The 14,569-nt window shown below is 62.5% G+C and carries 15 protein-coding genes and 1 tRNA gene; 7 read left to right on the top strand and 9 right to left on the bottom strand.

The window, feature by feature from the left end; translation table 11 throughout:
* Positions 1–16: 16 nt before the first annotated feature.
* The 4 genes from KUL93_RS06590 to KUL93_RS06575 all read left to right on the top strand — a co-directional run bounded on the left by KUL93_RS06590 (position 17) and on the right by KUL93_RS06575 (position 3,581).
* The gene (locus KUL93_RS06590; protein ID WP_346731669.1) at positions 17–1,024 is read left to right on the top strand and encodes a class 1 fructose-bisphosphatase; all 1,008 of its coding nucleotides are present in this window, start codon (positions 17–19) and stop codon (positions 1,022–1,024) included.
* Positions 1,025–1,240: 216 nt separating this feature from the next.
* Positions 1,241–1,531 (top strand): co-chaperone GroES, encoded by a 291-nt coding sequence (gene groES, locus KUL93_RS06585; protein ID WP_217126278.1) that lies wholly within the window; start codon positions 1,241–1,243, stop codon positions 1,529–1,531.
* 63 nt (positions 1,532–1,594) lie between these two features.
* Entirely contained in the window at positions 1,595–3,235 is a 1,641-nt protein-coding gene (groL, locus tag KUL93_RS06580) for a chaperonin GroEL (protein ID WP_217126277.1), read from the top strand.
* Between the two features lie 157 nt (positions 3,236–3,392).
* The gene (locus KUL93_RS06575; protein WP_119334406.1) at positions 3,393–3,581 is read left to right on the top strand and encodes a YjfB family protein; all 189 of its coding nucleotides are present in this window, start codon (positions 3,393–3,395) and stop codon (positions 3,579–3,581) included.
* A gap of 108 nt (positions 3,582–3,689) precedes the next feature.
* Here the strand turns inward: KUL93_RS06575 and tgt are convergent, their stop codons facing one another.
* Positions 3,690–4,952: a tRNA guanosine(34) transglycosylase Tgt gene (tgt, locus tag KUL93_RS06570; protein ID WP_217126276.1), complete on the bottom strand. Its 1,263-nt coding sequence runs from the start codon at positions 4,950–4,952 to the stop codon at positions 3,690–3,692.
* A 75-nt stretch (positions 4,953–5,027) separates the two neighbouring features.
* Positions 5,028–6,104: a tRNA preQ1(34) S-adenosylmethionine ribosyltransferase-isomerase QueA gene (gene queA / locus KUL93_RS06565; protein ID WP_217126275.1), complete on the bottom strand. Its 1,077-nt coding sequence runs from the start codon at positions 6,102–6,104 to the stop codon at positions 5,028–5,030.
* 26 nt (positions 6,105–6,130) lie between these two features.
* On the opposite strand from queA, the gene KUL93_RS06560 reads away from it, so the two are divergent.
* Positions 6,131–6,217: transfer RNA gene (locus KUL93_RS06560), tRNA-Leu, on the top strand.
* A 72-nt stretch (positions 6,218–6,289) separates the two neighbouring features.
* Here KUL93_RS06560 and KUL93_RS06555 read toward each other — a convergent pair.
* Together KUL93_RS06555 and KUL93_RS06550 are read right to left on the bottom strand one after the other, a co-directional pair.
* On the bottom strand, positions 6,290–7,327 hold the full coding sequence (locus KUL93_RS06555; RefSeq protein WP_217126274.1) for a cation diffusion facilitator family transporter: 1,038 nt from the start codon (positions 7,325–7,327) through the stop codon (positions 6,290–6,292).
* Entirely contained in the window at positions 7,327–8,238 is a 912-nt protein-coding gene (locus KUL93_RS06550; RefSeq protein WP_217126273.1) for a LysR substrate-binding domain-containing protein, read from the bottom strand. The genes KUL93_RS06555 and KUL93_RS06550 overlap by 1 nt, the downstream gene beginning before the upstream one ends.
* 111 nt (positions 8,239–8,349) lie before the next feature.
* On the opposite strand from KUL93_RS06550, the gene KUL93_RS06545 reads away from it, so the two are divergent.
* Positions 8,350–8,724: a hypothetical protein gene (locus KUL93_RS06545; protein ID WP_217126272.1), complete on the top strand. Its 375-nt coding sequence runs from the start codon at positions 8,350–8,352 to the stop codon at positions 8,722–8,724.
* A gap of 41 nt (positions 8,725–8,765) precedes the next feature.
* Positions 8,766–9,530 (top strand): Bax inhibitor-1/YccA family protein, encoded by a 765-nt coding sequence (locus tag KUL93_RS06540; protein ID WP_217126271.1) that lies wholly within the window; start codon positions 8,766–8,768, stop codon positions 9,528–9,530.
* Between the two features lie 118 nt (positions 9,531–9,648).
* Here KUL93_RS06540 and folE2 read toward each other — a convergent pair whose 3' ends face one another.
* From folE2 to ispH, 5 genes are all read right to left on the bottom strand, one after another.
* Positions 9,649–10,467, bottom strand: coding sequence for a GTP cyclohydrolase FolE2 (folE2, locus tag KUL93_RS06535; protein WP_217126270.1), 819 nt, complete (start codon positions 10,465–10,467; stop codon positions 9,649–9,651).
* A gap of 69 nt (positions 10,468–10,536) precedes the next feature.
* On the bottom strand, positions 10,537–12,444 hold the full coding sequence (gene dxs / locus KUL93_RS06530) for a 1-deoxy-D-xylulose-5-phosphate synthase (RefSeq protein WP_217126269.1): 1,908 nt from the start codon (positions 12,442–12,444) through the stop codon (positions 10,537–10,539).
* Positions 12,441–13,343, bottom strand: a complete 903-nt coding sequence (locus KUL93_RS06525; protein WP_217126268.1) for a polyprenyl synthetase family protein — start codon at positions 13,341–13,343, stop codon at positions 12,441–12,443. Before KUL93_RS06525 ends, dxs begins: the two co-directional genes overlap by 4 nt.
* Entirely contained in the window at positions 13,318–13,629 is a 312-nt protein-coding gene (gene xseB / locus KUL93_RS06520; RefSeq protein ID WP_217126267.1) for an exodeoxyribonuclease VII small subunit, read from the bottom strand. Before xseB ends, KUL93_RS06525 begins: the two co-directional genes overlap by 26 nt.
* Complete coding sequence (gene ispH, locus KUL93_RS06515; protein ID WP_217126266.1) at positions 13,622–14,569, bottom strand: 4-hydroxy-3-methylbut-2-enyl diphosphate reductase; 948 nt, start codon at positions 14,567–14,569, stop codon at positions 13,622–13,624. The genes xseB and ispH overlap by 8 nt, the downstream gene beginning before the upstream one ends.

The following is a 14,569-nucleotide window of genomic DNA, read 5'->3' as shown; positions in this document are numbered from 1 at the left end:
AAGGGTGACTTGTATGTTGGAGCGTATCAGTCTATCGCAGTTCCTGATCGAGGCGCAACGGGAAGGCAAGCTCGACGCGAACCTGCGCCTACTGATCGAAGTGGTCGCACGCGCCGCGAAAGCGCTTGCGGTAACGATCGGCAAAGGAAGCTTTGCCGAAATCCACGGCGAAGCGGGCAGTCACAACGTCCAAGGCGAAGCGCAGAAAAAACTCGACGTGATCGCAAACGAGCTACTGCTTCAAGCCAACGCTTGGGGCGGCCACCTTGCCGCGATGGCCTCCGAGGAAGAGGAGAGCATCTGCCTGATACCGGAGCGATACCCACGCGGCGGTTACCTCTTGCTTTTCGATCCCCTCGATGGCTCGTCCAATATCGACGTCAATATCTCAGTGGGCACGATCTTTAGCGTCTTGCGCAATCCACGGCCAGAAGGGTGCCCCACCGAAGCCGATTTCCTCCAGCCTGGCACGCAACAGGTAGCGGCCGGGTACGCGATCTACGGACCGACGGCGCAATTGGTGCTCTCTTTTGGACATGGGGTGCACGAATTCACCTTGGATCGCGAGTTTGGCGCGTGGTTTTTGAGCAAACCGACGATCACGATCCCCGAAGAGACCTCCGAATTCGCGATCAACGCAAGCAACCGCCGTCACTGGTTTCCGCCGGTAACCCGCTATATCGACGAACTCCTCTCGGGTAAAGCGGGGCCGCGGGAGCGCGACTTCAACATGCGCTGGGTGGGTTCGATGGTCGCCGACATGCACCGGATCCTGTTGCGCGGCGGCATCTTTCTCTACCCAGTGGATCGCAAGACCCTGGCAAAAGGGGGGAAACTGCGGCTGCTTTATGAAGCCAACCCCATGGCGTTTCTGGTCGAGCAGGCCGGAGGCATGGGCACCGACGGCGAACGACGGCTGCTGGATATCGTTCCTGAAAGCTTGCATCAGCGGGTCGGGGTAGTGCTTGGCTCCAGAGCCGAAGTCGAGCGCGTTGCGCAGTACCATCGCGAAATGGGTTCCTGAAACCGGTTGCGTTCCTGAAACCGGCAGCGTCAGGCGTTGCGTACCGCACGGGTCAGGCGTTGCGCTAGCCGATCCGACTCAATCTGCAAAGGGGGCGATTGCCCCCTTGATTTTTTGGTTGACCTGCCCTATTATTAGCACTCGTTGGGTGCGAGTGCTAACAGCGCCGCACCCCATCAGCAAATTGGGTCCAACACAATCAAGGAGAGGTCAATCATGAAACTGCGTCCGTTGCATGATCGTGTGGTCGTCAAACGTATCGAAGCCGAACGCAAAACCGCCAGTGGGATCGTGATCCCCGACACCGCTGGGGAGAAACCCGATCAGGGCGAAGTGCTCGCCGTGGGGGACGGCAAGATCCTCGACGATGGCAGCAAGCGCCCGATGGCGGTGAAAGTCGGCGACAAAGTGCTCTTCGGTAAATACGCAGGTCAGACCGTGAAGGTCGACGGCGAAGAGCTCTTGGTGTTGCGTGAAGACGACATCATGGCGGTCATCGAAGGCTAAACCAAACCTGTTGGGCAACGACTCGGAACGCAAGACCAACCCAATCACGAAGGAGTAACAACAATGGCAGCCAAAGAAGTCAAATTCCACGACAGTGCGCGTGAACGCCTGGTTGCAGGGGTCAACCTCCTTGCCAATGCGGTGAAAACCACGTTGGGGCCGAAAGGGCGTAACGTCGTGATCGAGCGCAGCTTCGGCGCGCCGATCGTCACCAAGGACGGCGTCACCGTTGCCAAAGAGATCGAACTCAAAGACAAGTTCGAAAACATGGGCGCGCAGATGGTCAAAGAGGTGGCCTCGAAGACCGCTGACGTCGCCGGTGACGGGACGACCACCGCTACCGTGCTTGCACAAGCGATCGTGCGCGAAGGGATGAAGTACGTCGCCGCCGGGATGAACCCGATGGACCTCAAGCGCGGGATCGACAAGGCGGTGACCGCGATCGTCGAAGAGCTGAAAGCGATCTCCAAACCCTGCTCGACCACCAAAGAGATCGCGCAAGTGGGTACGATCTCGGCGAACGCCGACAGCTCGATCGGCGAGATCATCGCACAAGCGATGGACAAAGTGGGCAAAGAGGGGGTGATCACCGTCGAAGACGGCAAGAGCCTCGAAAACGAGCTCGAAGTGGTCGAAGGGATGCAGTTCGACCGCGGCTACCTCTCGCCCTACTTCATCAACAACCCCGACAAGCAAGTCGCGGTGCTCGACAACCCCTACATCCTCTTGCACGACAAGAAGATCAGCAACATCCGCGACCTCTTGCCGGTGCTCGAACAAGTGGCGAAAGCGGGCCGGCCGCTCCTGATCATCGCGGAAGACGTCGAAGGCGAAGCCCTTGCCACGCTCGTGGTGAACAACCTGCGCGGCATCCTCAAGACCTGCGCGGTCAAAGCGCCGGGCTTCGGTGATCGTCGCAAAGCGATGCTGCAAGACATCGCGATCCTCACCGGCGGTACCGTGATCTCCGAAGAGGTCGGTCTTTCGCTCGAAAAGGCGACCCTCGAAGATCTGGGTCAAGCCAAGCGTGTCGAAGTGGCGAAAGAGCACACCACGATCATCGACGGTGCGGGCGACCCGGCGAAGATCCAAGCGCGCGTCAAAGAGATCCGCGTGCAGATCGAAGAAGCCACGAGCGACTACGACCGCGAAAAACTGCAAGAGCGTGTCGCGAAGCTCGCGGGTGGCGTTGCGGTGATCAAAGTCGGTGCCGCCACCGAAGTCGAAATGAAAGAGAAAAAAGCGCGCGTCGAAGACGCGCTGCATGCAACCCGCGCCGCGGTCGAAGAAGGGATCGTGCCGGGTGGTGGCGTGGCGCTTCTGCGTGCCCGTGAAGCGGCGGTCGCGAAAGGGCTCAAGGGCGACAACCCCGACCAGGAAGCCGGGATCAAGATCGTGCTTCGCGCGGTCGAGCAGCCGCTGCGCGAGATCGTCGCGAACGCGGGTGAAGAGCCGAGCGTGATCGTCGCGAAGGTGCTCGAAGGCAAGGGCAACTATGGCTACAACGCCGCAACCGGCGAATTCGGTGACATGATCGAAATGGGTGTGCTGGACCCGACCAAAGTCACCCGCTCGGCGCTGCAAAACGCCGCGTCGGTCGCTGGCCTCATGCTCACTACCGAGTGCATGATCGCCGAAGCGCCGAAGGATGAGAAAGCCGCTGCGCCGGCTGCGGGTGCCGGCATGGGTGACATGGACTTCTGATCGGTCTGAGGTCCTGTACCGAACCTCATCACGATCCCACTCCCATTGGGGGTGGGATTTTTTGTTTTCGCGAGCGTGTCTTCAAATAGCTCAAGTAATTGGCATTTCTGCCGTTAACCCAATAGAATGAAAAGCGCCCAGGGCGCCGGAGCAGACGATGGATACCATGGATGTAACCCAGATCGCGAACGTGCTGCAGCAAAATCAAGTGACCACAGCGATTCAAACCGCCGTCTTGAAGAAAATCAACGACGTACAAGAGCAGACGGCGCTATCGCTTTTGGCCGCATTGCCGCAACCGAGCAACCCGCCCCATTTGGGCAACACCGTCGACGTGAAAGCGTAATCGGTGCGTTTCGGCGCGGTAACGGTCTGCGTTCGTGCGCTCCCGCCTGCAAACCGAAGCGGGCAGCGGTAAGCGGTACGCTCCGTAGCCCGATCGGCTGCGGAGCGTTCACGCGCGGTTTCCCTCCTGCCGGTCACGCAGCAAACGCGCAGCGGTTTCGGCAAAGGTGTCGTGTTCGATCGCCGTGCGCAATTCCGCCATGAGGTTGTGGTAGTAGCGTAGGTTGTGCACGGTGTTGAGGATACTACCCAAAATCTCGCCGGCGCGGAAGAGGTGGTGGAGGTAGGCGCGGCTGAAATGGCGGCAGGTGTAGCAGTCACAGGTCGGGTCGAGGGGTTCGGTGTCGTGGCGGTAGCGTGCCTGTTTGATCTTGATGTCCCCGTATCGGGTAAAGAGGTGGCCGTTGCGCGCGTTGCGGGTGGGCATCACGCAGTCGAAGAGGTCGATCCCATGCTGTACGCCCACGATGAGGTCTTCGGGCGTGCCCACGCCCATCAGATAGCGCGCCTGGTTTTCCGGTAGCTGCGGTGCCGTATGGGCCAGGATGCGGACCATCTCCGCTTTGGGTTCGCCCACCGAAAGACCGCCAATGGCGTAGCCGTGAAAGCCAATCTCCAGCAATCCGGCCAGTGACGCGTCGCGTAACGGCTCGTACATGCCCCCTTGCACGATCCCGAAAAGCGCATTGGGGTTTCCCTGCTGGTCGAACGCGGTTCGGCACCGCTGGGCCCAGCGTAGCGACCGCTGCATCGACGCCGCCGCTTCGTCGAAGGTCGCGGGGTAGGGCGTGCATTCGTCGAAGACCATCGCGATGTCCGAATCAAGCACCGTCTGAATTTCGATCGCGCCTTCGGGGGTGAGGAACCGCTTGCTGCCGTCGATCGGGGAGGCGAAACGAACCCCTTCTTCGCTGATTTTACGCAGCGCGCCCAAAGAAAAAACCTGAAAGCCGCCCGAATCGGTGAGGATGGGGCGGTTCCAACCGATGAAACGGTGGAGTCCCTGAAAGCGCTGGATCACCTCCAGACCCGGGCGCAACCAGAGGTGGAAAGTATTGCCCAGGATGATCTGCGCACCGATCGCTTCGAGCATCGCTGGGGTCATCGCTTTGACGGTGCCGTAGGTGCCCACCGGCATGAACGCGGGGGTTTCGACGGTTCCGCGCCGTAGGCGCAACCATCCGCGCCGCGCCGCCCCCGAGCGGGCAAGCAGCGTGAAAGCGGCGCGCGGTGGCGGAGTTGGCGCGTCCGTTGCGTCTGGCGCATCCGGTAGGTCTTGGGGTTGCGCAGCGTTTGGGAGGGTGGGTACGCGTTGCAAGGGCACCGGTTCGCATGGTGTGCCAACGTCAGGGTAAGGGGGTCGATCGTTCATCGGTGCGCTTTCCAGTGTGTCTCGTGGCAGGGAACGCCAGCGATCGGACCGTGCTTCTGCTGTTTGCTTCTGGGGTCAATGGGTTTCATGCGGCGCCCAATCCGTGTCGTAGCGTTGCGGCAGGAACATCGCGTCGCCGTAGCTGAAGAAGCGGTAGTCGCCTGCGAGTGCGTGCCGGTACGCGGCCATCGTTCGCTGGTAGCCGGCAAACGCTGCGACCAGCATGATGAGGGTCGAACGCGGGAGGTGAAAGTTGGTGATGAGGGCGTCGACCACCTGAAAGCGGAAGCCCGGTCGGATGAAGAGGTCGGTTTCGCCCTGTCCAGCGCGCAGCCTGCCCCAGTGGTGTGCGGCCCCTTCAAGCGTGCGCATCGCGGTGGTGCCTACCGCGATCACCCGTTTGCCGGCAGCTTTCGTGCGCGCGATCGCTTCGACCGTGGCTTCGGGTATGACGAAGCGTTCGGCATGCATGCGGTGTTCGCTCACCCGCTCGGTGCGAACCGGTTGAAAAGTGCCTGCACCGACGTGCAAGGTGACCCACGCCAGCCCCACCCCCTGGTTTTGCAATTGCGCAAGAAGTGGCTCGGTGAAATGGAGCCCCGCGGTGGGCGCAGCGACCGACCCCGGATGGCGCGCAAAGACGGTTTGGTAGCGGGTTTCGTCGGTCTCTTCCGGCTGACGCTCGAGATAGGGGGGGATCGGCAGTTGCCCGAAGCGTTCGATCCAGTCGAACAAGGTGCCGTCGTCGCGCAGTCGCACGTGAAAGAGGTCGCCATGGCGATCGACCACTTCGACGGTAAAAGCCTTCGCCAGGTGTAACGTCGTTCCGGGTTTCGGCGACTTGCTGGCGCGCACCAGCGCGAGCGCCTCTTTTTCCCCGATCAGCCGCTCGAAGAGCACTTCGACTTCGCCCCCCGTCGCTTTGTGGCCAAAGAGGCGGGCATGGATCACGCGGCTGTCGTTGAGCACCAGGAGGTCGCCGGGTACGAGCAGCGCAGGAAGATCGCGGAACGTCCGGTCGTCGAAACGTTCTTCGCCGACGACGAGCAGACGGCTCGCGTCACGTTCGGGTTGTGGGTACCGGGCAATCCGCTCGGGCGGAAGCGGAAAATCGTAGGCATCGAGCCGATCGAGCTCTTGGCAAAGTCTCATTTCTTTCCTATAATAGTTGCTCTCAAGCCGAGATGGCGGAATAGGTAGACGCAGCGGACTCAAAATCCGCCGGTGGTGACACCGTGAGGGTTCGACTCCCTCTCTCGGCACCAACAGAAGCGCTATTTTAGCAGCGCAAACCGCTTGAGAGAGCCGCGCGCTCGTTTCCCTTCACGGTATCTTCCTCATTTCTGCGCCGTTTCCGTGCGATAGCTCTGGGTAACGCATGTGTTGCGGGTAGCGTCTGCCGCGCATGGGTCGCGTTCCGGTTGGAAAGTGGTGTGGTGGATTCCTGCCGAACGGGCTTTCGCTTCGAGTTGCGCCAGCGTTTCCGGCCACGCGGTGAGTGTCTCGACCGTGACGTGCGCGGTCAGCGCAAACCGTTCCCCCGAAAGGGACCAGACGTGCAGGTCGTGGATTTCGCGCACGTTGGGGGTTTCGGCAAGCGACTGCCCCAAGGTGGTGAGCGCCACCGTCGGCGGCACGCCGTCGAGTAGCCGGGTCAGCGCCTCTTTGAGCAGGCGCAAGCTGGCGTGCGCAACCAGCGCTGCAATGAGGAGCGACAGCAGCGGGTCGATCGGGGTCCAGCCGGTGGCCCAAACGACGATTCCTGAGAGAATCGCAGCAACCGAGCCGAGCAGATCGCCGATCACGTGCAACAGCGCTCCTTTGAGGTTGAGGTTTGCTTCGCCGAGTGCGGCGGAGTGCTCGGGTTCGTGGTCGGTTTTGCGTGCCGGTTCAGGTTTGTGCTGGTGTCCCGGTGCGTGACTGAGGTCGTGACCGTGATCATGATCGTGATCATGGGAATGGGCGTGGCTATGTGCGTGCCCGCCCAGTAGCCAGACGACCAGACCATTGACGGCGAGCCCAATCACCGCAACACCCACTACCAACGGTCCGTCGATCGGCGTTGGGTTGCGCCAGCGCTGCCACGCTTCCCAGACGATTCCGGCAACGATCACCAGCATCGCGGCGGCATTGACGAGCGCGGTGAGGAGTTCGGCACGGCCCCATCCGTACGAAAAGCGCGGGCTGGCGGGACGGTTGGCAAGCCACGCGGCAAAGAGCGCGAGCGCAAGTGCCGCCCCGTCGGTCACCATGTGGCTCGCGTCGGCAAGGAGCGCGAGCGATCCGGCGAACCAGCCGCCGAGCGCTTCGATGAGGGCGAAACCGAAGGTGACGGTGACCGCAAGGGTGAGCCGTTGTTGTGTCGTCCGATTCATCAGGGGGTTTCCTTTGTCGGCTGGGCGGATGACGGCACGGATGCGGCGCGAAACGTCTGGCTCAATTGTACGACGGCCGGATGGTGGCGTTTGCGGCGGTGGCTGATCAGCCAGTAGCGCTCGTGCAGTTCGGCGATGTTGCCGAGCGGCACCAGCCGCCCATCTTGACAGAGTGCGTCGCTCAGGAGTTCCGGCGCGGTGAAGATGCCATCGCCCAACCGGGCCATTTCGACGAGAAGTGCCGTATCGGCGAATTCGCCCGCGATCGTCGGGGTGACGCCATGTGCCTGGAGTTGCGCAAGTAGGGTGACGCGCGCATGCGTCGGCGCGGCGGGCAGCAGCAGCGGGATGTGCGTGAGGTCCGACCACGTAATCGGGCCAGGGCCCCAACGCGGGGCGCCGTACCACGCGACCGGGGTATCGAGCAGGCACTGACTGAAGAGCGGCAATGCCGGGTCGGCCGTGGGCGGGATGTCGCTCAAGATCAGGTCGAGCGCTCCTGTTGCCAACGCCCCCAGGAGTTGCGCAAAGCGTTCTTCGCTCACGTGTAGGGTGACCGGCTGCTCGAGTGCGCGAAGTGGCGCCAACAGGTAGGCGGCGATGGCCTTGGGCACGCTGTCGAGCAGGCCCACTTTGAGCCGCAGGGTAGGACGGTCGCTGGCAAGCGTCTGTTCGAGTGCCTCGGTGAGGCGCAAGATTTCGTCGGCGTATTGCAGCGTGAGTTCTCCTGCGGGGGTGAGGACGAGGCGGCGTCCTTGGCGCTCGAAGAGCGGTCGTCCTAAATGGTTTTCCAGCGCAGCGATCTGCGCGCTGATGGTCTGTGGCGCCAGGCCACTTGCTTCGGCCGCGCGTTGGATGCCACCGCGGTGCGCGGTGAGCCAGAAGTGGTGGAGTTGTTTGAGACTGATCATCCGATTTTTTCGAACAAAAGGTCTAATAAAATCTGATTGTATCGGGTTTTGAGTGATGCTATAAAAGTAATGTGCCACAGAGCCGTGGCAGGACGGAAGGAGATACGCGTAATGGAACAACCCAAAGAGAAAAAAGGGTGGTTTGGTCTGCGGCGGACGAAAAGTGCGCTGAAACGGCTTCCGATAGAAGTCGTGTGCTCTGAGAGCAACGCGCCATTGCAGCCGGAGGTCGAGGGGCGTTTTCGCCGTTTGCTCGCGCAGGTGACAGGGCGGGTGGCGTGGGCGCGGATCAAGTTCCTCGATGTGCGCGACGAAACCGGGGTACTGATGAAACGGTGTGTCGTGCAGATGCGGTTGCGCCATTCGCCGCAGGTGGTGTTCGCGGTCACCGCCCATTCGGCACGTGAGGCGCTTGCCGAAGCCGCTGCGCGACTCGAGCGGGTGCTGGCACGCCGATTGCAACAGAGTGTCCCGGTGGGTGTCTGAACCATAGTGGGTTTTGGGTTTGACCAATGAAAGGAGGTATGATGAACGTTCCTTCTGAGCAAAACCGTTCGGCAACGGGCCGGACGCTGACGTGGGAAGAGTTGGAAGCGCTGTGTCAGGCACGCGACGGGGCGACGCCGAGCGAACCGACGTTTTCGTCGGTGGCATCGCGCGTCGATACCGCCCGAGCACAGAAGGTGCTGCGCAACACTTTCCTATTGTTGTCGTTGACGCTGGGCTTTTCTGCGCTGACCGCCGGCGCGGCGATGGTGCTGGGGTTGCCCCATCCCGGGATCCTCGTGACGCTGATCGGTTATTTCGGGTTGCTCTTCCTGGTCCATAAACTGGCAAACCGTCCGGCCGGGATCGTTGCGGTCTTTGCGCTTACCGGTTTTATGGGCTACACCCTGGGGCCGATCCTTTCGGCCTATTTGAAGTTGCCCCATGGCCCGGAGATCATCTTCCAAGCGTTTGCGGGAACGGCGGTGATCTTCTTGGCGCTAGCCGCCTACGCGTCGACGACGAAGCGCGACCTTTCCTTCCTGGGCGGGTTTCTCTTCGTCGGCGTTTTGGTGGCGTTCTTGGCCGGCTTGGCGGCGATTTTCTTCGCAATCCCGGCGCTGTCGCTCACGGTTTCGGCCGCGTTCGTCCTGTTGATGGCGGGATTCATCCTCTTCGAGGTGAATCAGATCGTCCGCGGAGGAGAGACGAACTATATCTTGGCCACGGTCGCCCTCTTTGTCAGCATTTATAATCTCTTCACGAGCCTGCTGCACTTGTTGGGGGTGCTGAATAGCGACGAGTAAAGGAGCGTATCCTGATTGCCAAAGCGCGAAAGGCCACCGGTTGGCGGTGGCCTTTTTCATGGATTCATTCAGAAAAACCTGCCACGGCGGGTGTGGCTGGTCTTTGCCCCGCGGTGCGTTATTTCGGCCCTTCGATGAGCGCGTAGGCCGAGTGGTTGTGGATCGATTCGAAGTTTTCCGATTCGACCACGTAGCGGACGACTCTGGGATCACGATTGAGGCGCGCAGCGACGTCGCGCACCAGATCTTCGACGAATTTGGGGTGGTCGTACGCGTACTCGGTGACATATTTTTCGTCGGGCCGTTTGAGGAGTCCGTAGAGCTGGCAGCTGGCTTCGGTTTCGGCGATGTCGATCAGTTCTTCGATCCAGACATGATCCGCGAGCGTTGCGGTGATCGTGATGTGGCTGCGCTGGTTGTGCGCACCGCGCTCCGAGATTTTTTTTGAACAGGGGCAGAGTGAGGTGACCGGTACGACCACTGTCAGGGTGAAGCGGTACTGGTTGCTTTCGTCGATCTCGCCGATGAAGGTGACGTCGTAGTCCATCAGGCTTTCGACGCCCGAGACCGGCGCTTTTTTGAGGACGAAATAGGGGAAGGTCATCTCGACACGCCCAGTGGCGGCTTCGAGCCGTTCGACCATGTGGCGGAGCATCGGCTCGAACGATTCCACCGACAGTTCGCGCTCTTGCTGGTTGAGGATCTCGACGAAGCGCGACATGTGGGTGCCTTTGAAGTGGCGCGGCAACCCGACATACATGTTGAAGGTGGCCACGGTGTGTTGCACGCCGCCGCTGCGGTCGGAGACGCGTATTGGGTGGCGGATGCTTTTGATGCCAACCCGGTCGATGTCGAGGTTGCGGTGGTCGGCCGAACCTTGAACGTCCGGCATTTCGTGGGCGACGTCGGCAAGTGGCGGTTGGGCGATCTCAGTCATGGGCCGTTCCTTGTGGGTTGATTTGTTGACTGTTTTCGTAGGATTTTTTACCTGTTTCCGACCGCGAAGTCAAGGCGAAGTTCGATAGAAATCGTCAATCGCCCGGTGCAGGCTTTCGCTATCGAGTCCTGCGCATGCCAGCAGTTTCTGCGGGTCGCCGTGGGGGTAGAATCGGTCGGCAAGTCCCAAGCGCAAGAGGCGCGGGGGGGTGGGGCGCGATTCGAGCAGGCGCGCCACTTCGCTGCCAGCACCCCCGATCACCGCGTTCTCTTCGACGGTGACGAACAGATCGTGGGTTTCGCAGAGCGCATCGAGCAGTTCCGCGTCGAGCGGTTTGACGAAGCGCATATCGACGAGCGTCGCGTCGAGTGCTTCCGCAACGGGCCGCGCTGCGGCGAGCGGGGCGCCGAACGCGAGGATCGCCAGGCGCTTGCCTTCGCGGACCACCCGCGCTTTGCCGATGGGCAGCGGTTCGAGTGCGGTCGGTAGCGGCGCGCCAGGGCCGGTACCGCGGGGGTAACGCACCGCTGCGGGGCCCTCGTAGGTGTAGGCGGTGGTGAGCAGGCGCCAACACTCCGCTTCGTCGGAGGGGGCCATCACGATCAGGTTGGGGATGCAGGAGAGGTAGGAGAGGTCGAACGCGCCGTGGTGGGTGGGGCCGTCGGCACCCACCAGACCGCCACGGTCGATCGCGAAGGTGACGTTGAGGTTTTGTAACGCGACGTCGTGGATGAGTTGGTCGTAGGCGCGTTGCAGGAAGGTGGAGTAGATCGCGACCACGGGGTGGAAGCCTTCGCAGGCGAGCCCCGCGGCGAAGGTGACCGCATGCTGTTCGGCGATGCCGACGTCGAAATAACGGTTGGGAAAGCGCTCGGAGAACGCGACCAGCCCGGAGCCCTCGCGCATCGCGGGGGTGATGCCGATGAGAAGGGGATCGCGTTCGGCCATCGCGCAGAGCCACTTGCCGAAGACTTCGGTGTAGGTGGGCGGCTTCGCGGGTGCCGGTAGGGGGGCAGGTTCGGGAAGCCCTGCCTTCGGGTCGAAGCGGCTGACGCCGTGGTAGCGGATCGGGTCGGCTTCGGCCAGTTTGTAGCCGTGTCCCTTTTTGGTGACGACGTGGACGAACTGTAGTCCCCCTGTTTCCCGTAAATTTTCCAGCGTAGGGACGAGCGTGGTGAGATCGTGGCCGTCGATCGGCCCGATGTAACGAAAGCCGAACTCTTCGAACAGGGTGCCCGGGGTGAGCATCCCGATCATGTGTTCTTCGACCCGCCGCGCGAACGCTTTGAGGGGCGGCGCCGCCGCAAGGAGCGACGAGCCGATCTCACGTGCGGTGCGGTACGGTTCGCCCGTGAGGAGCCGCGCCAGGATCTTGGTGAGTGCACCGACCGGCGGCGAGATCGACATCTCGTTGTCGTTGAGGATCACGGTGAGGTCGATGCCTTCCATATCCCCGGCGTTGTTGAGCGCTTCGAATGCCATGCCCGCCGACATCGCGCCGTCACCGATCACCGCGACTACGTGACGCGATTCACCACGCGCTTTCGCAGCGACCGCCATGCCGAGCGCTGCGGAGATCGAGGTCGAGGAGTGGCCAACACCGAAGGTGTCGTACGGGCTTTCGTCCCGCTTGGGAAAGCCGGCGATCCCCCCCCATTGGCGCAGGGTGTGAAAACGGTCGCGCCGCCCTGTGAGGATCTTGTGCGGGTAGCATTGGTGGCCGACGTCCCAGACCAGGCGGTCGAACGGGGTGTCATAGACGTAATGGAGCGCGATGGTGAGTTCGACCGCGCCGAGGTTGGAGGCGAGGTGCCCGCCGGTTTTCGCGACCGATTCCAAAATGAAGGTGCGCAGTTCCGCGGCCAATTCCGGCAGTCGCTCTTTGGGCACTCTGCGCAAATCCTCCGGCGTGTCGATACGGGCAAGAAGCGGGAAGCGGATCGCAAGCGCTGCAGGTTCCATAGGGGGTGGCCTCATCGGTTGCGTTCGATCACGTGCCGTGCGACTGTGGCGAGCGGCGCCGCATCACGGCCGAGCGCGGCAATCGCTGCGTCGATCTGTCGTTGGAGGGTGCGGAGTCGTTCGCGCGCCGCACGTTCACCGAGCAGGGTGACGAAGGTCTGTTTGCCCTGTCGTGCGTCTTTGCCGGGCGTTTTGCCGAGCGTGGTCGCGTCGCTCGTGGCGTCGAGCAGGTCGTCCACGATTTGGAACGCCAACCCCAGTTGCGCGGCGAGCGGCGCCAGGGTTTCCAGTAGGGTACGTTTGACTTTGGGGCCGCAGAGCGCACCACCGATCACCGCCGCTTCGATGAGCGCGCCGGTTTTGCCGCGGTGGAGTCGCTCGAGCGCGGTCAACGCGTCGCTTTCGGGCGCAGCTGTGGACGGGAAGCGCTCCGCTTCGATATCGAGTGCTTGTCCGCCGACCATGCCGCCCGCGCCGGCGGCGTGCGCAAGGAGCCCGACGAGCCGCATCCGCTGTTCGAGCGTGAGTTCCGGTGTGATGGCGAGCGTTTCGAACGCGAGCGCTTGTAGCGCGTCCCCGGCAAGGATCGCAGTGGCTTCGTCGAACGCGACGTGAACGGTGGGGCGGCCGCGGCGCAGCGCGTCGTCGTCCATCGCGGGGAGGTCGTCGTGAATGAGCGAGTAGGTGTGGATGAGTTCGACCGCAACAGCAAAGGGGGTGAGCGCTTCGGCGGATGCCTGGGTGAGCGCGCCAGCGGCGAAGACGAGTTGGGGGCGCAACCGTTTGCCGGGGGCCAGGAGCGCATGGCGCATCGCGGCGAGTAGCCGCGGGCTGAGACTCGCGCTTGCCGTGAGCGCGTGTTCGAGCGCGGCTTCGAAGCGGGCCGGGTCAAAAAGGGATGTCGTCGCTGTCATCGGTGGCGGGGGTGGATTCGTTCGCGAGACGCGTCGCGCCGTTTTCCGCCGCTGCCGTCTGGCGGTGGAGCGATTCGATGCGCACCAACCGCTCTTCGGCGGCTTGCAGCAGCGTTCGGGCGTGGTGCACGAGGCGCACGCCCGTCTCATATTGGGTGAGCGCCTGCTCGAGCGGCAGATGGCCGCTTTCCAATGCGGCGACGATGCCTTCCAGCTGTTTGAGTGCGGTTTCGAAATCGAGTCGGTCGATCGCTTCAGGGGTGCGCGCGGCGGTGTCGTCACGCATCGACGAGCTCCTTCGGTAAGGGAAAATGGACCGTTTCGCGAATGCCGTCGCTTTCTTGGATCGCAGTGATGCCCAACGCGCGCAGACGGTCGGTCACCGCGGTGACGAGCGCCTCAGGCGCCGAGGCGCCCGCGGTGATGCCGATGCGTGTTGCGCCGTTTAGCCACGTCGGGTCGATGTCGTCTGGGCCGTCGATCAGGTAGGCGGGGACGCCACAGCTTGCGGCGACTTCGCGCAGACGGTTGGAGTTGGAACTGTTCTTCGAGCCGATCACGAGCACGAGGTCGGTTGCGGTTGCGAGCGTGCGCACGGCGTCTTGCCGGTTTTGCGTCGCGTAGCAGATGTCGTCTTTCTTGGGGCCGACGATGTGGGGAAAGCGTGCGGTGAGGGCCGCGACGATGCGGCGGGCGTCGTCGACCGAAAGGGTGGTTTGGGTGACGAAGGCGACCCGGTCGCCCAATTCCGGGAGGTTGGCGACATCACGTTCGTTTTCGACCAGCCAGACGCGGTCTGGAACTTGCCCCATCGTTCCTTCGACTTCGGGGTGACCGGCATGGCCGATCATCACGATCTGGTAACCGGCGCGGTAAAGGCGCTGGACTTCGAGGTGGACTTTGGTGACGAGCGGACAGGTGGCATCGAGAACCTTGAGCCCGCGCGCCGCTGCCTCTTCGCGCACCGCTTGCGAGACGCCGTGGGCGCTGAAGATCACCACCGCATCGTCCGGAACGTCGGCAAGGGTTTCGACGAAGACCGCGCCGCGGGCTTTGAGCCCGTCGACGACGTGACGGTTGTGCACGACTTCGTGGCGGACATAAACCGGGGGGCCGAAACGCTTCAGTGCCTCTTCGACGATCGCGATCGCCCGGTCGACACCGGCACAGAAGCCGCGTGGATTGGCAAGGAGCGCAATGGTGGGTCGATGGGTCGGTGCGGTCAC

It is taken from the genome of Hydrogenophilus thiooxidans (genome assembly GCF_019049855.1).
Classification (GTDB): domain Bacteria; phylum Pseudomonadota; class Gammaproteobacteria; order Burkholderiales; family Rhodocyclaceae; genus Hydrogenophilus; species Hydrogenophilus thiooxidans.
The sequence above is the reverse complement of the archived record's forward strand: the minus strand, read 5'-3'. Positions and strand labels throughout refer to the sequence as shown.

Bases quoted from the DNA above. Each gene is read 5' to 3' on its own strand.
- groES (WP_217126278.1), top strand. From the start codon at position 1,241: ATGAAACTGCGTCCGTTGCATGATCGTGTGGTCGTCAAACGTATCGAA.
- groL (WP_217126277.1), top strand. From the start codon at position 1,595: ATGGCAGCCAAAGAAGTCAAATTCCACGACAGTGCGCGTGAACGCCTG.
- KUL93_RS06575 (WP_119334406.1), top strand. From the start codon at position 3,393: ATGGATACCATGGATGTAACCCAGATCGCGAACGTGCTGCAGCAAAAT.
- tgt (WP_217126276.1), bottom strand. From the start codon at position 4,952: ATGAACGATCGACCCCCTTACCCTGACGTTGGCACACCATGCGAACCG.
- queA (WP_217126275.1), bottom strand. From the start codon at position 6,104: ATGAGACTTTGCCAAGAGCTCGATCGGCTCGATGCCTACGATTTTCCG.
- KUL93_RS06555 (WP_217126274.1), bottom strand. From the start codon at position 7,327: ATGAATCGGACGACACAACAACGGCTCACCCTTGCGGTCACCGTCACC.
- KUL93_RS06550 (WP_217126273.1), bottom strand. From the start codon at position 8,238: ATGATCAGTCTCAAACAACTCCACCACTTCTGGCTCACCGCGCACCGC.
- KUL93_RS06545 (WP_217126272.1), top strand. From the start codon at position 8,350: ATGGAACAACCCAAAGAGAAAAAAGGGTGGTTTGGTCTGCGGCGGACG.
- KUL93_RS06540 (WP_217126271.1), top strand. From the start codon at position 8,766: ATGAACGTTCCTTCTGAGCAAAACCGTTCGGCAACGGGCCGGACGCTG.
- folE2 (WP_217126270.1), bottom strand. From the start codon at position 10,467: ATGACTGAGATCGCCCAACCGCCACTTGCCGACGTCGCCCACGAAATG.
- dxs (WP_217126269.1), bottom strand. From the start codon at position 12,444: ATGAGGCCACCCCCTATGGAACCTGCAGCGCTTGCGATCCGCTTCCCG.
- KUL93_RS06525 (WP_217126268.1), bottom strand. From the start codon at position 13,343: ATGACAGCGACGACATCCCTTTTTGACCCGGCCCGCTTCGAAGCCGCG.
- xseB (WP_217126267.1), bottom strand. From the start codon at position 13,629: ATGCGTGACGACACCGCCGCGCGCACCCCTGAAGCGATCGACCGACTC.